Source organism: Candidatus Pelagibacter bacterium nBUS_28 (genome assembly GCF_051200915.1).
Lineage (GTDB): Bacteria > Pseudomonadota > Alphaproteobacteria > Pelagibacterales > Pelagibacteraceae > Pelagibacter.
In genome coordinates this window covers 929,639-943,743 of record NZ_CP172844.1, presented here as the reverse complement: position 1 = coordinate 943,743, position 14,105 = coordinate 929,639, and the positions used below count along the sequence as shown (strand labels likewise).

14 protein-coding genes are annotated in these 14,105 nt (G+C 26.0%); 4 read left to right on the top strand and 10 right to left on the bottom strand.

Going from position 1 to position 14,105, the window contains the following annotated elements:
* Positions 1–3: 3 nt before the first annotated feature.
* The 5 genes from ACIJYC_RS05070 to rpsF all read right to left on the bottom strand — a co-directional run bounded on the left by ACIJYC_RS05070 (position 4) and on the right by rpsF (position 4,989).
* Positions 4–2,394, bottom strand: coding sequence for an efflux RND transporter permease subunit (locus ACIJYC_RS05070; RefSeq protein ID WP_435165141.1), 2,391 nt, complete (start codon positions 2,392–2,394; stop codon positions 4–6).
* Between the two features lie 20 nt (positions 2,395–2,414).
* A complete protein-coding gene (locus ACIJYC_RS05065; protein WP_435165138.1) occupies positions 2,415–3,833 on the bottom strand; it encodes a replicative DNA helicase in 1,419 nt (472 codons plus the stop codon).
* A gap of 67 nt (positions 3,834–3,900) precedes the next feature.
* Entirely contained in the window at positions 3,901–4,359 is a 459-nt protein-coding gene (gene rplI, locus ACIJYC_RS05060) for a 50S ribosomal protein L9 (protein ID WP_435165135.1), read from the bottom strand.
* A gap of 1 nt (position 4,360) precedes the next feature.
* Positions 4,361–4,633: a 30S ribosomal protein S18 gene (gene rpsR, locus ACIJYC_RS05055; protein WP_435085215.1), complete on the bottom strand. Its 273-nt coding sequence runs from the start codon at positions 4,631–4,633 to the stop codon at positions 4,361–4,363.
* 2 nt (positions 4,634–4,635) lie between these two features.
* Positions 4,636–4,989, bottom strand: a complete 354-nt coding sequence (rpsF, locus tag ACIJYC_RS05050) for a 30S ribosomal protein S6 (RefSeq protein ID WP_435165132.1) — start codon at positions 4,987–4,989, stop codon at positions 4,636–4,638.
* Between the two features lie 88 nt (positions 4,990–5,077).
* Here rpsF and fabD point away from each other — a divergent pair, with 88 nt between their 5' ends.
* Genes fabD through gmk form a run of 4 tightly spaced genes read left to right on the top strand, consistent with a single transcriptional unit; the run spans position 5,078 to position 7,668 of the window.
* Positions 5,078–6,004: an ACP S-malonyltransferase gene (gene fabD, locus ACIJYC_RS05045; protein ID WP_435165129.1), complete on the top strand. Its 927-nt coding sequence runs from the start codon at positions 5,078–5,080 to the stop codon at positions 6,002–6,004.
* Positions 6,001–6,738, top strand: a complete 738-nt coding sequence (gene fabG / locus ACIJYC_RS05040) for a 3-oxoacyl-ACP reductase FabG (RefSeq protein WP_028036676.1) — start codon at positions 6,001–6,003, stop codon at positions 6,736–6,738. The genes fabD and fabG overlap by 4 nt, the downstream gene beginning before the upstream one ends.
* A gap of 49 nt (positions 6,739–6,787) precedes the next feature.
* Entirely contained in the window at positions 6,788–7,027 is a 240-nt protein-coding gene (locus ACIJYC_RS05035) for an acyl carrier protein (protein WP_008544320.1), read from the top strand.
* Between the two features lie 8 nt (positions 7,028–7,035).
* A complete protein-coding gene (gene gmk / locus ACIJYC_RS05030; RefSeq protein ID WP_435165126.1) occupies positions 7,036–7,668 on the top strand; it encodes a guanylate kinase in 633 nt (210 codons plus the stop codon).
* On the opposite strand, the gene rsmA is transcribed toward gmk, so the two are convergent.
* From rsmA to ACIJYC_RS05005, 5 genes are read right to left on the bottom strand one after another with little or no spacing between them, the layout of a single operon-like run.
* Positions 7,657–8,442: a 16S rRNA (adenine(1518)-N(6)/adenine(1519)-N(6))-dimethyltransferase RsmA gene (gene rsmA / locus ACIJYC_RS05025; protein WP_435165123.1), complete on the bottom strand. Its 786-nt coding sequence runs from the start codon at positions 8,440–8,442 to the stop codon at positions 7,657–7,659. The genes gmk and rsmA overlap by 12 nt on opposite strands.
* Entirely contained in the window at positions 8,443–9,402 is a 960-nt protein-coding gene (locus tag ACIJYC_RS05020; RefSeq protein WP_435165120.1) for a 4-hydroxythreonine-4-phosphate dehydrogenase PdxA, read from the bottom strand. It abuts the gene before it with no gap.
* Complete coding sequence (locus ACIJYC_RS05015) at positions 9,392–10,318, bottom strand: peptidylprolyl isomerase (protein WP_435165117.1); 927 nt, start codon at positions 10,316–10,318, stop codon at positions 9,392–9,394. Before ACIJYC_RS05015 ends, ACIJYC_RS05020 begins: the two co-directional genes overlap by 11 nt.
* Entirely contained in the window at positions 10,319–13,042 is a 2,724-nt protein-coding gene (locus tag ACIJYC_RS05010) for an LPS-assembly protein LptD (protein ID WP_435165114.1), read from the bottom strand.
* Positions 13,032–14,105 (bottom strand): LptF/LptG family permease, encoded by a 1,074-nt coding sequence (locus ACIJYC_RS05005; protein WP_435165111.1) that lies wholly within the window; start codon positions 14,103–14,105, stop codon positions 13,032–13,034. The genes ACIJYC_RS05010 and ACIJYC_RS05005 overlap by 11 nt, the downstream gene beginning before the upstream one ends.

Here is a 14,105-nt window from a genome sequence, read left to right as displayed (position 1 = left end):
AAATTATTTTCCAAAAGGTTTTACTGTTAAGATTAAAGCAGGCAATAAAGTTAAAACAGATATCATTGCAAACAACATTGCAATACCTGTAAATACTCCAAAGTAAATTGTTGGGATAAATTTTGATAAAACTAAAATTGAAAAACCAAAAACAATAGTGATGGATGTATTTAATATAGCAACTCCTACTGTTGAGTGACATTTTTTTAGAGTTTTGCTGTAATCCTTAATCTTACTGAACTCCTCCTTAAATCTATAAATATAATGAATACTATTATCTACTGCTATTCCAATAGTTATAGCTGCAATAGTAATAGTCATCATATCTAATGGAATACCAAGAAGACCAATAATCCCTAAAATAAAAAATGCTGCAATAAAATTTGGAACAACACCAATTAAGGATAGTTTAATATTTCTAAATAAAATTATAAACATTGAAAAAATTCCAATCATTACTAATCCTAATGTTAGAATTTGAGATTTAAACAAGCTTTGTAATAAATTGTTAAATAAGATTAAAACACCAGCTAATTTATATTCACCTTCTTCTAATCCAATTTTATTTTTTAAATCAAAATTTATTTTATTAATTAAGTCGTTTCTTCTTAAGTTTTCTTGTGAGTCAATAATTCTTATACTTATTCTAGCCTCATTATCTTCTATGGATATATATGGATCAATTATTTCAGTTTTAATGCTTTCTGGAATTTTAGAATACAACACACCCATCTCTAGAGTACCAAGAGGTTTATTATTGTTGAGTTGTGTCGCTACTTCAATGATTGATGAAAAAGATAGAACTTTGCCAACTTGAGGAAGATTGTCTAAATAATTGTGAACTGAAGCTATTTTATCGATTTTATCTTTAGTAAACCAATATTTTTCACTATTTTCATCTTCATCATCACCCCAATCATCAAATTCATCATCCTCTGTTACTGTTTTTTTATTTTCAGTTGTAGGAAACTTTAAGATAACCTCAAGTGGGGTAGTGCCACCTAATTCTTCATCAATAAGTCTCATTCCTTTATAAATCTCAGTATTTTTACTAAAGTAATTAATAAAGCTATTCTCTACTTCAAGTTTACTAATTCCAATTATACTTAAAATAATAATAATTCCAGTTACTCCAAAAATTGTATTTTTGTTATTCAAAGAAAATAAACCTAAAAAATTTGTGATTTTTGAATCTTGTTCTTTGATAAGGCCTATATTTTTTGTTGGAGCAAAATTTAAAAGAGTTGGTAGGAGTGTGAAGGTAATGATAAATGATGTAATTAATCCAAAAGTCATCATCCAACCAAAGTCAATAATCGGTTTAATCCCACTAAAGATTAAAGATAGAAAAGCAAACACAGTAGTAAAGACAGTATATAAAATAGGCCAAAACATTTTATTTGTGGTTACAGAGATGATTTCAAAATTATTTTTAGCAGGAAAATCTTTTTTTAATTGAAGAAAACGAGTGCTCATATGAATATTCATCGCCATTGTTAATATGAGCATTAATGCAATGAAGTTTGAAGAAATGACTGTTACCTTCCAACCAAGAATTCCAAGTAAACCCATCATAATCACAACCGAGAATAAGCAGCTACTAATTGGAACAATGATCCAAATTAATTTTCTAAAAACAAACCATAAAGTTACAATAATGAATAAAAGAACTCCTAAACCAAAAACTACAATATCACTTTTTATAAATGTCATCATGTCATCAGCTATCATTGGAATTCCCCCAAGATAAATTTTGCCCACATCTCCATAACTTTTGATAACTTGTCTTATCTCTAATATATTTTGATGATTTTGTTTTTTAATTTTATCTTTGTAAGATTCTATTTCTGATTTTGATAAATTTTCAAAATTTTCTAATTTTTTATTCTCTTTTATATAAACAATAATTCCACTCGTATTTCCATTTTCACTAATTACAAAATTTCTAAAAACAGGACTGTTTAGAATTTCTTTAAATCCACGATTTTTATCAACCCCTTCATCTTTTAAAGTTTTAAAGCTTTCCAGTCTTTCCTGTAAGGCCGCGTCTGAATTATTTAAAAGAGGTACATCTAAAAGTGTAATTACACTATGTACCCAATTTAGACTTTGAATTTTATATTTTAAACTTAAAAGATTATTAATTGAATTATCAGTTACCATCCCTTCATTTGGAGTATAAGTAAGAATTAAGAAGTCTTTTGAACCGTACCTATCTGTCACTTCTTTTAAGTATGCTAAATCAGGATCACCCTCTATTAACAGTGTTTCAGACGATGCATCCAATCTAAAATCCTTCGAATAATAGCCAAAACTTAATATCGCAATAATAAGTAAAACAAATACTAATTTTGGATTTTTAAGAACTTTATTTTGATACAATTGAGCAAACATTAGCTCTTTTATATTGGAATTTAATTAATTTGAGTATCTTTAAATTTAGTAAATCTCTCTTCAAACTCAAGAGTTACATTACCAATTGGGCCGTGTCGTTGTTTACCGATTATAATTTGAGCTAAGTGAGCAACTTCATTCATTTTTGCTTGCCATTCTGCATGTTCGACTGTGGCTTCTCTTGGTTCTTTTCTTGATAGATAATATCCTTCTCTATAAACAAACATTACAACATCTGCATCTTGTTCAATAGAACCAGATTCTCTTAAATCAGATAGTTGCGGTTTGTGATCATCTCTTTGTTCAACTTGTCTTGAAAGTTGTGATAATGCTAAAACTGGAACACCAAGTTCTTTGGCAATTGCTTTCAATCCCTGAGTAATTTGAGAGATTTCTTGTACTCTTCCATCCTTGTTAAAAGTAGTTCCCCTCATTAACTGTATATAATCAACCACAACCATATCAAGGCCATGCTGCCTCTTAATTCTTCTTGCTCTGTTACTCATAGCTGCAATACTAATTGCAGGAGTCTCGTCTATAAATAAAGGTAGATCAGCTATATTTTTTGAAGTTTCTAAAAATTTATCAAATTGTTCATCAGAAATTCTTCCTCGTCTTATATCGTTTGAACTAATTCTTGCTTGTTCAGAAATAATTCTTGTAGATAATTGTTCAGATGACATCTCAAGTGAAAAAAAAGCTATAGAAGATTTTTTACCACTTTCTTGCAGTTTATGAGCAGCATTGAATGCAATGTTTGTTGCAAGTGATGTCTTACCCATTGAAGGACGACCAGCTATAATTACCAAATCTGACTGATGAAGACCACCAAGCTTATCATCTAAATCTCTAAGTCCTGTTGGAACACCAACAATACCTTCTTCATTTTTATAAGCAGCAGATGCCATTTCAATAGTTTGTTTCATAGCTGCATCAAACTTAACAAGATTAGAATTAAAGGAACCTTTTTCTGCCAAATCAAATAAAGATTTTTCTGTGTTTTCAATAATATTTTGTCCAGTAGTATCTAGCTCACTTAATTTTGCACTATCCATTGTTTGTTCAGATATTTTAACTAATTCACGTCTTACAAACATATCATAAATAATTTTTGAATATTCTAATGCTTGACGTACTGATGTAGAAAATTTAGTAATTTTAACCAAATATTCTGGGACATTTAAATCATCTTTTTCATCTTCAAAATAATTTTTTAAAGTAATAGGATTTGCAAGCATCCCCTTGTAAATTAAAGTATCTACAGCATCAAAAATTTTTTGGTGCATTGGATCGTAAAAATTTATACCAGAAATAATTGTGCTAATTTCATCGAAAATTTCGTTATTGACCAACAGTGACCCAATTACAGCTTGTTCAGCTTCAATGTTGTTAGGTAATTCTTTAAATTGATCCTTAACAATACTTAAATTATTTTCCATAATTAAAATTTATAGAATTATCTTATAAATAAAATTATTAATAATTGCTGGGGAAAAGAATGTATAATTATTGGATCGTATCAGCTGAAGAAACGTTAATTAAAATTTCAGCATCAACTTCAGAGTGTAAAGATACTTTTACTTTAAATTTTCCTAAAGATTTAATCTCTTCAACTGGTTGTATCATCGAAGGCTTAATATCAATTTTATTTTCTTCTTGAATTAATTTTGCAATTTCAGTTGGTTTAACTGAGCCATATAACTCATTGTTTTCAGTGCTTAGTTTTTTTACTGAGTATTCTTTAGCATTAATTTGTTCTGAAATTTGTGTAGCTTTTTTTTTCTTTTCACTATCTTTTTTTGATAATTCTGATTTTATTTTTTCAACTTCTGAAATGTTTTCTTTTGAAGCATATAAAGCTTTTTTGTTAGCAATTAAAAAATTTCTCGCATAACCTCTTTTAACTTCTATCACTTCACCGATAGAACCAATTCTTTTTACGTTTTCTAGTAAAATTACTTTCATATTATATTAACGCTAAATTTCTAGCTCTTTTAATTGAAAGAGATAATTCTCTTTGTTTCTTTTGTGAAACATTTGTAATTCTTGATGGTAAAATTTTTCCATTTTCAGACATATATTTTTTTAAAAGTCTTACATTCTTGTAATCAACAGCAGGAGCACCTTTTGCTGATAGTGGGCAAGTTTTTTTGAATTTATATTTATTTGGTTGAAAAATACTTAATTTAGCAAAATTACTTTGTTTACCTTTTTTATTTCCACTTTGTCTCTTAGGCATAATTAGTTTTTATAACTTTCTCTTTTGTCATCATCTTCTCTTTTGGAAAAGTAATTTGCCTCAAGATCAAATTTTTTTACTCTAACGGTTAAATATCTTAATAATTTTTTATCTATAGCCTCATTTTTTTCTAACTCATTAATAACATTACCTTTACCTTTGATTTTAAAGTGAATGTAACTACCTTTTTTATTTTTTTTGATTAAATAAGACAAGTTCAACAAACCCCAATTTTCAGTTTTAACAATTTCACCTTCATTTTTCTCAACAATTTTAGAATATTTTTCTGTTAATTGTTTAATTTCACTTGGCGATGTGTCCTGTCTAGCAATTATTGTGTGTTCGTATAAATTCATTTAAGTTCTTTAATAAAAAGTGAGGATATACTATTATAAATGTTCAATTACAATAGTTAAAAAGGCAAAATTAATAGTTTTTTTTTATATGTTTTCAGTAATTTTTCCAGGTCAAGGTTCACAAATGGTTGGTATGGGAAAAGAATTCTATGACAACTTTGATCTTGTTAAAAATCTCTTCAAAGAAGCTGATGATACACTGAATTTCTCAATATCTAAGCTGATATTAGAAGGGCCAAAAGATGTGCTAGATTTAACAGCGAATACACAACCAGCAATATTTTTAATTAGCTATTCAATTTATAATGTAATTAAAAAAGAATTTAATATCGATTTAAGTAAAGCAAAATATTTTGCAGGACATTCATTGGGTGAATACTCTGCTTTATCTTGTGCTGGTTACTTAAATTTTTCAGATACCTTAAAAATTTTAAGAATAAGAGGAGATGCCATGCAAAACTCAGTACCTAAAGGAGAGGGTGGTATGGTTGCAGTATTAGGCTCAACTGTTGAAATAGTTGAAAAAATCCTAAAAGATAATGAAAAAAGTTTAAGTGTTGAAATAGCAAATGATAATTCTGAGGGTCAGATCGTATTAAGTGGTAAAATGGATGATGTAGATAAATTTATTTTACTTTTAAAAGAAAATTCTATTAAAAATATAAAGTTACCAGTCAGTGCACCTTTTCACTGTAGTTTAATGAATAAAGCGACAAATATAATGAATGATGAATTAAATAAAATAAACTTTATAGAAGGTAAGAATAAATTAATTTCAAATGTTACTGCTAATGAAATATCAAATACTAATGAGCTTAAAGATTTATTAATAAAACAAATAGAAAATAGAGTAAGATGGAGAGAGAGTGTAGTTAATATGATTGGCAATGGTGTAAATCATTTTATTGAAATTGGCCCAGGTAAAGTTTTATCAGGTTTAGTTAAAAGAATTAGTAAAGAAGTAAAAATAGATACTATTAACAATCAAACAAATATTGAAGGTTTGCAATTATGAGTAGTTTAGAAAATAAAAATATTATTGTAACTGGTGCATCGGGCGGAATAGGCAATGCCATAATTAAAAAACTAAGTGAAGCAGGAGCAAATATTTTAGCTTCTGGTACTAGAATTGAAAAACTAGAAGAGCTTAAAAAAAATTTTGAAGGTATTAAAATATTAAAATTTGACATATCTCAAAGTGATAAAATTGAAGAGTTTATTGAAAATGCTACAGGTGAGTTAGGTGGAAGTTTAGATGGTATAATTAATAATGCAGGAATAACTCAAGATAATCTTGCAATTCGAATGAGCTTAGATGAATGGCAAAAAGTTATAAATATCAATTTAACCTCAACTTTCTTAATGAGTAAATTTGCAATTAAAAAAATGCTTAAAAATAAGTCTGGAAAAATTGTGAATATTACATCAGTTGTTGGTCACACTGGTAACTTGGGACAAGCCAACTACACAGCATCAAAAGCCGGGATAGTTGCTATGTCAAAAAGTTTGGCAACAGAATATGCAAAGAAAAATATTAATATAAATTGTATTTCACCAGGATTTATTAAAACAGCAATGACAGATAAAATTGATGATAAATTCAAAGAAGTTATTATATCAAAAATACCATCAGCTCGCCTTGGAGAACCAGAGGATATAGCAAATGCTGTATTATTTTTAAGTTCAAATCTGTCTAATTATATAAATGGCGAAACATTGCATGTTAATGGAGGCATGTATATGGCTTGACAAAATAGCTTTTTAAACTATTAAGAATTTATAACTAAAAAGGATCAATATGTCAGAAGACGTTTCAAGCAAAGTAAAAAAAATTGTAGCTGATCACTTAGGTATCGACGAAGCAAAAGTAACTGAGGAGTCTAGTTTTATAGATGATCTCGGTGCGGACAGCTTAGATACAGTTGAATTAGTGATGGCTTTTGAAGAAGAATTTGGATCTGAAATTTCAGATAGCGAAGCTGAGAAAATTTTAACTGTTGGTGATGCGGTTAAGTTTATCGAAGGAAAAGCGAACTAATATTTTAAATGCCCTCAGAAAATGATGGCGTAATGATTGTTTTATCCTCTCCTTCAGGAGCGGGTAAAACTACATTAGTTAAAATGTTATCTGAAAAAGATAACTATGAAACCTCAATTTCACATACAACCCGCCAACCAAGACCTAACGAAGTAAACGACAAAGATTATTATTTTGTCAATGAAAATGAGTTTAATAGGTTAATCAAAAATCAGGAATTTCTTGAATATGCAAAAGTATTTAGCAATTTTTATGGAACAACTAGAACACCTGTAATTGACAAATTAAATAAAGGTAAAAATGTTTTATTTGATATTGATTGGCAAGGTGCAGATCAGATTAAAAATAAAAAGTTAGATTACAAGCTTATAACATTTTTTATTTTGCCTCCAAGTAAAGAAGTCTTATTTGAAAGATTATCGAATAGAGATATGAAAGATAAATTAATTGCTGAAGAAAGAATGAAGCAATTTGGAAGAGATGTATTGCATTGGATAAATTATGATTATGTAGTGATTAATGATGAATTAAAAAGTTGTTATTCTAAAATTACCAATTTAATTAATGCAGAAATTTTAGACGGGTCTAAAGATTATGATTTGGAATATATTCGAAATCACATTGAAAAATTAACTTCTTAATCTTTCATATTCAATAGTTAATTTATAATAAGTATCAAAATCTAAATTTTGAGGTCTTAAATTTAAGTCTAAATTGAATTTATCAAGTAAATCAGTATTTCCATTAAATATTTGATTAAATGGTTTTTTTAACATCTTTCTTCTGTGATTAAAAAATACTCTTGTAATTTTTTCTAAATTTAACGGATCTTTAATATTGGCAAAGTTTTTTTTAGGAGTAAAATGAATTAAAGTGCTTTGTATTTTAGGTCTAGGTGAAAAACTTTCAGGTGAAATATCACAAATTTTATTTACGTTTAGTCTCCAATTTGCTAAAATTGACAATCTTCCGTAAGCAGATGTATTAAATTGAGCTATAATTCTATCTGCTACTTCTTTTTGAAACATTAAAATAAGGTCAGAAAACCAATAATTATTCTTTAAATTTACAATCCATGTACTTAAAATTTCTGTTGAAATATTGTAGGGCAAATTTCCAAATACCACGATTTTATTTTTTGAAAGTGAGGTTGTATCAAATTTAAGAATATCTTCGTTAAAAATCATGACTCTTTCATCAACTGTTTCTCTTAAAGATTCTGCTAAAAAATTATCTTTTTCAACAAGATACATTTTGCTTGGATTATTTTTTAAAATTTCTTTGGTTAAATTGCCAGTACCGGGACCAACTTCTAAAATTTCATTATCAGTAATTGATACAGTGCTTACTATTCTACTGATTACATTTTTGTCGATTAAAAAATTTTGCCCTAAACTTTTTTTTGCTCTAAACACTTAAAAATCTAAAAATTTTATTGAGTTATGTAAGCTTAAATGGTTAGATTCATTTTTACCAAGCATTGACTCATTAGGACCGTGATCTGGGGAAACTCTTATAAAAGGTAGGCCTATAGTTATATTTATTGCCTCATATTCAAATAGTGTTTTAATTGGAGCAAGTACTTGGTCATGATACATGCCAATTATTAGATCAAATTTTTTTCTATTATCTTTTAAAAAAATAGTATCCCCTGCTAAAGGACCTTGAATATCATATTTAAGTTTTTTCAATTTTTTAATAGCAGGATAGATAATACTTTTATCTTCATTAAAACTATCAATAGTCTCACAGTGTGGATTTAGTCCTGTGACACCAATTTTAATTTTTTTACCAAATTTTGTTTTCCAAAATTTATTTATAAGCACTACTTTTTTAATTAATTCTAATTTATTAATTTTTTTAGAAACATATTTAATTGGAAGGTGAGTGGTTAAAGGACAAACAGAAAGCTTTTTATTATAAATTATCATTGCAAAGTCTTTGGTATTAGTTTTTTTTGCTAAAAATTCTGTAATTCCATTAAATTTATTTTTTAAAAAAGTTTTCTTAGAAATGGGCCCGTTGATTAGTTTGTTACTAATATTATTTTGGATTAATTTTATAGCTATTTTAAAGCAAGAAGAAATGTATTCATTTGATTTGGGTGTAATTTCATCAAATGCTTTGGTTTGTTTAAAATCTACATTTATTAAATTTATTTTCTTTAAATTATTTTTCTTTTTAATTAGATCATCTTCATTAATAAGATTTAAATTAATTTTTTCCCCTAAAACTTTTGCCTGTTTTAAAATTAACTGTTCTGATGCTATTAAAATAATATGAGATCTAATTTTTTTTTTTATAACTTTAAAAAAAATTTCAAAAAAAATACTATTTGGTTCTCCAGCAACTATTATAATTGGCTTATAGTTCATCAATTTCTACATTTTTTTTAATCTTATTAAAGTACATTTTCGAGTATTGATTTAACTGATTATTTTTTTCATAGTTCTTAATTTTCTTCAATTCTTTCTCAATATCAATTTCAATTTTTTCATTTCTTATATCGTTAACTTGTAAAATTAAAAAACCACCTGGTACAACAATAGGTTTTGTAAATCCATTTATTTGTAAATCATTTATTTCTTTTTTAATATTTTCATTTAAAGAGCTTTCGCTTATCCAATTTAGTTTTCCTCCTAGGTTAGCTGTTGGTGACACACTATATTTAAGAGCTGCAAAATCAAAACCCTTTTTATTTATTACATTAGTGATTTCTAAAAATTTATTATCCAAATCATTTAAACTAGGAACCCCAAAAGAAATTTCTGAAAGTAAATAAGATTTTAAAAACTTGTTATTTTTATTAATTCTGGTTCTTATTTTTTTTTCATCAATTTTAATTTTTGTTGAAAATTTAATAAAAATCAGTTCATTCCACAATGATTCAATTTCTAATTTATTTTTAACACTTTCAAAATCAACCTCATTAGCTGCTAAATATGCTTTAAAATCATCTAAATTATCTATACCTATTTTAGAATAAACATTTTGTAAAATTTGTTCTAAAAAATTTTGTGGTATTTTAGGATTATTAAAATTTTTTTTAATTTCAATTTTCTTAATTTTTTCTTGTATTATTGATCTTTTAGATAGTTTAATGAGATCTTCTTTTTTTGAATTTTTTAAACTAGGATTTAGTGCAATCAAGTATTTATATTCATTACTTATATCTAAGCTTGTAATTATTTGATTATCAATTTTTACTACTATCTTATTTTCTATACTTAACGTGTGGTTGTTGCTTAAGATTATAGTAATTAAGATTATTAAAATTTTAATTTTAAACATCTATCTAAACCAATTCTTCAATCCTGTTGATCCAGGTACTTTTTTGTAAATTTCTCTTTCATAAGTAGTCAGAGGAATTAATGTTATAGTAAAAAATAAATCTTCAGTTGGAACTAAATCTTTATCTTGGTAAAATGTTTTATTAAATTTTAAGGCTGCTGTTAAACAATCATTTTTGTATTCATAAATTAGGTTATAATATTCAGTCAAATTAATTTTTTTATTTCTTCTTGTAGAAAATTTTAAAGAAGAATTATTATTAAAATTATATTCAGTTGTATTTGAAAGTAAATGAGTTGAACCCAGTTCATTTCTTGTCTCAATAAAATTAAATGATGTTACAAAATTATTTATTGAAATTTCAGTTGAAATTGAACTTGAATTTATAGTTTTCAAATTGTTATCTAATGAAAAATCATAAGCTAAATCAACATTATCAAATAATGAACTATTAATTGACCCAAAGAGATTTGAGTTTTTTCTATTGATTGTTGAGCTTATTGGAATATCATTTTCAATTTGATCTCTAACAACAGTTGCTAATTTAAGTTCCAAATATTTATCTTTTATATCTTCATCTCTTTTGTTTTTATCATCTAGAAGATTTTCTTCTAATATGTCGTACTTATAGTTTAAACCCAATGTAAGAGATCTCCCGGCCTCAAAATCATTTGAAAGCCCAAGTCTGTTTATATCAAATACATTATCAGTATTAATTGATGGTGATAAATTGCTGTAATTATCCATATTATTTCCAGGGTTAACTCTAAGAGAAATTCTAGGTGTTAGTATTTCTCGAGTTGTATTTTTTTCTGATTTTAATAATGGTAAAGAAGTATCCATTGCTAAAATAGTCATTCCATCTATTTGTATATTTGATGTATATATTGCATCGTTTTTAGCAACTACATTTAAGTTTTTAAAATAAATGTCAAAATTATTTTTAAATCCTAAATTTGATATAAAATCTGGAGAACTATAACTTAGATTATTTTGAATAGTGCTAATTAAATTGTTTGTATTTTTAAGTGAACTACTTCCTCCTGAAGAAAAATTGAGTGCACCTATGAATTTATCTGTGATTGTAGAAGTAATATTTTTTGCAAAATCATAATATGGTAATGTATATTGATATCTATCACTTTTTTTTTCACCTAAATTTTCATAAATAGTAGCACCAGTTGTAAAGTTTTGATCCTCTTTCTCAAAGTAGAATTTTATGTTTGAATTCATTGTTGTTTGGCTTTCTGGCATTACAGGTGTGTTAAATAGATTGTTTTGAAAAACTTTAAGATATGTATCATTAGTAACTTTTTCAATTTGAGCATCAAATTTACTTTCTAAATAATTTGGAATTTTTAAATCACTTGTGTAATTTAAAAATATATGATTTGCATTTTTAGTTTTATTATCTGTAGACGATTTATAATCTCTTAAAAATGCAAAATCAGCTATCAAAGAAGAATTTTTCTCTTTTTTTCTAAACTCACTTTGTAAAATATATTTTTCATTTTCAAATTTGGTAAATTTTTCAAAAAACGTTGGCTTAAATGTTAAATCTTTATTAGGTCCTAAAGTTTTAAAATAAGGAATATATACTGATGAGCCTAAGGTTTCAGAATTATTGAATTGAGGTTGTAAAAATCCACTTCTTCTTTTTACCGATGGATCTGGATGAAAAAACTTTGGAAAATATAATATAGGCACATCATAAATTTTAAGGATTGCATTTTTATAAATCATATCCTTTTTAATTTTGTCATGTGTTATTGTTTCCGCTTTAATGCTCCAAGGCGGGCAATTATCATTAATCTTACAACTAGTAAAAATTGCATTATTAATGATAGTTTTTTTTTGATCACTTAATGAAGATGAGCCATATATTCTTGGATCTTGATTTTCATCACCAAACACACTTTTATGTGTTTTAATTTTGGTGTCTTTAGCTAAATGACTTTTATCTTTAAAATTAAAAAATCCTTCTGAAAAAAAATATTGATCAGTTTTTTCATCATTTACTTTTGCTAAAACTTCTATACGCTTACCCTTAAGTAGCTCTTTAGAAATATTATAAGAAAAGTTTTTCAGTTTATAAATATTACCATTATCATCCTCTACTGATGAATTTTTTTGAGAAAATAAATTATTAGAATTCCTATGATAAAAAACATTCTCTGAATTAAATTTATATTTATTTTGAATTAAAGCTTTAGTTTTACCTTTAGTAAAAATTTTCTCCTCATTTTTAAAATAGGAGATTTCATCTGCATATATATTTGTTTCTTTTTCAAGATCAGTAACTACAGCATTTTTTCTTGCCACAAAAATATTAGTGATTTTATCATATTCTAGACTCGATGCTGTAATTGAATTATTTTCATTTACTGCCTTGGAATTACCTGTTGTAAATATCTTTTCTTGATTTTTAAAATAGATTGCTTTGTCACTGGTTACATTGATATTTTTAATTTTATCCAAATACCTTACGTTGCCATTTGTTTCTAAAATATTTGTTATTTTGTTATAAGAAAAATTTTCTGCAGTTATTGTGCTGCCATCATTAGAAGTTGCCGTGCCACCTTTATATCCATAAATTTGATTTCCATTTTCTAAAATTTCAACTTCAGTAATATCAAATATAAAGGGTTCATTTGCATTTATACTTTTTGTTGCAATAAGAAAATAAAATAAGATGAATAAATATTTTTTAAGGCTATTTCTCATTTATATTAACTAACATAATTAAATTTATTAAGCTTAAGAATATAATTGGCGTCCATATCGATACCATTAAAGGAAGTTTTTCGGTCGAGCCCATTACATTAAAAAAATTATTTATATAATAAATTATAACTGAAAAAAATAATCCAATAATTATCTTTAAGGTTTTACTGCTAGATCTTTTAGCATTTAGCATTATAATTGATGATAGGACGGTCATTATCACTAAGAATAAAGGATATGTTGCAACTTTGTAAATTTGCATATCAACATCTACAGTCGAATAATTTAATAATCTATAGTTATTTCTTAAATCAATAAGTTTTATTAAAGATAAAGATGATAAATTTGAAAATAAACTTTCAATTCTTTTTTGATTAAAATTAGATTTAAATTTTATCAAATCACTCTTTTGACTTGTATTGTTTTTAAAGATTGTGGCATCATAAATTAACCACTCATTATGTTTAATATCAATCTTATCACTTTTTAAACTCCTAATTAAATTAAAGTCCTCATCAAAAGTTGTTATAAAAGTATCAGTTAAAAAATTTTTATCAATTTTTGATGAATTTATGATGCTTGTTTGTTTATTGACAACATCTTTTATCCACAACCCATTTTTATTTATAACTGCTAAGTAAACTTTATCTTTTGAAAACTGATTTTTAACTTGTAGATAGTAATGTTGCAAGTTAGATGAAAATGAATAGAAAACAGTTATAGTCAGAAGTCCAATAAAAAAACTAACTACACTCAGAGTATTAATTATTTTAATATTTTTAAGACCTGAATATTTAAAAATATTTATTTCATCATTACTAAATAATCTAAGAAAAAAAAATTGTGTTGAAATTAAAAAGATAAAAGGAAACATTTCAAAAATTATTGAAGGAGAGCTCATTAATGATAGATAAATAGGATATAGTGAATTCACTTCTTTATTACTAAAAAACTCAATTTCTTTTAGAATATTCAAGATAAATACAAGACTAGTCATTACAAAGAAAACATTAAGAAACGATTTTATAAATCCATTAACTAAAAATTTTGTATGTGTTTTCAT

Coding starts and splice junctions, on each gene's coding strand:
- ACIJYC_RS05070 (WP_435165141.1), bottom strand. CDS start 2,394: ATGTTTGCTCAATTGTATCAAAATAAAGTTCTTAAAAATCCAAAATTA.
- ACIJYC_RS05065 (WP_435165138.1), bottom strand. CDS start 3,833: ATGGAAAATAATTTAAGTATTGTTAAGGATCAATTTAAAGAATTACCT.
- rplI (WP_435165135.1), bottom strand. CDS start 4,359: ATGAAAGTAATTTTACTAGAAAACGTAAAAAGAATTGGTTCTATCGGT.
- rpsR (WP_435085215.1), bottom strand. CDS start 4,633: ATGCCTAAGAGACAAAGTGGAAATAAAAAAGGTAAACAAAGTAATTTT.
- rpsF (WP_435165132.1), bottom strand. CDS start 4,989: ATGAATTTATACGAACACACAATAATTGCTAGACAGGACACATCGCCA.
- fabD (WP_435165129.1), top strand. CDS start 5,078: ATGTTTTCAGTAATTTTTCCAGGTCAAGGTTCACAAATGGTTGGTATG.
- fabG (WP_028036676.1), top strand. CDS start 6,001: ATGAGTAGTTTAGAAAATAAAAATATTATTGTAACTGGTGCATCGGGC.
- ACIJYC_RS05035 (WP_008544320.1), top strand. CDS start 6,788: ATGTCAGAAGACGTTTCAAGCAAAGTAAAAAAAATTGTAGCTGATCAC.
- gmk (WP_435165126.1), top strand. CDS start 7,036: ATGCCCTCAGAAAATGATGGCGTAATGATTGTTTTATCCTCTCCTTCA.
- ACIJYC_RS05020 (WP_435165120.1), bottom strand. CDS start 9,402: ATGAACTATAAGCCAATTATAATAGTTGCTGGAGAACCAAATAGTATT.
- ACIJYC_RS05015 (WP_435165117.1), bottom strand. CDS start 10,318: ATGTTTAAAATTAAAATTTTAATAATCTTAATTACTATAATCTTAAGC.
- ACIJYC_RS05010 (WP_435165114.1), bottom strand. CDS start 13,042: ATGAGAAATAGCCTTAAAAAATATTTATTCATCTTATTTTATTTTCTT.
- ACIJYC_RS05005 (WP_435165111.1), bottom strand. CDS start 14,105: ATGAAAACACATACAAAATTTTTAGTTAATGGATTTATAAAATCGTTT.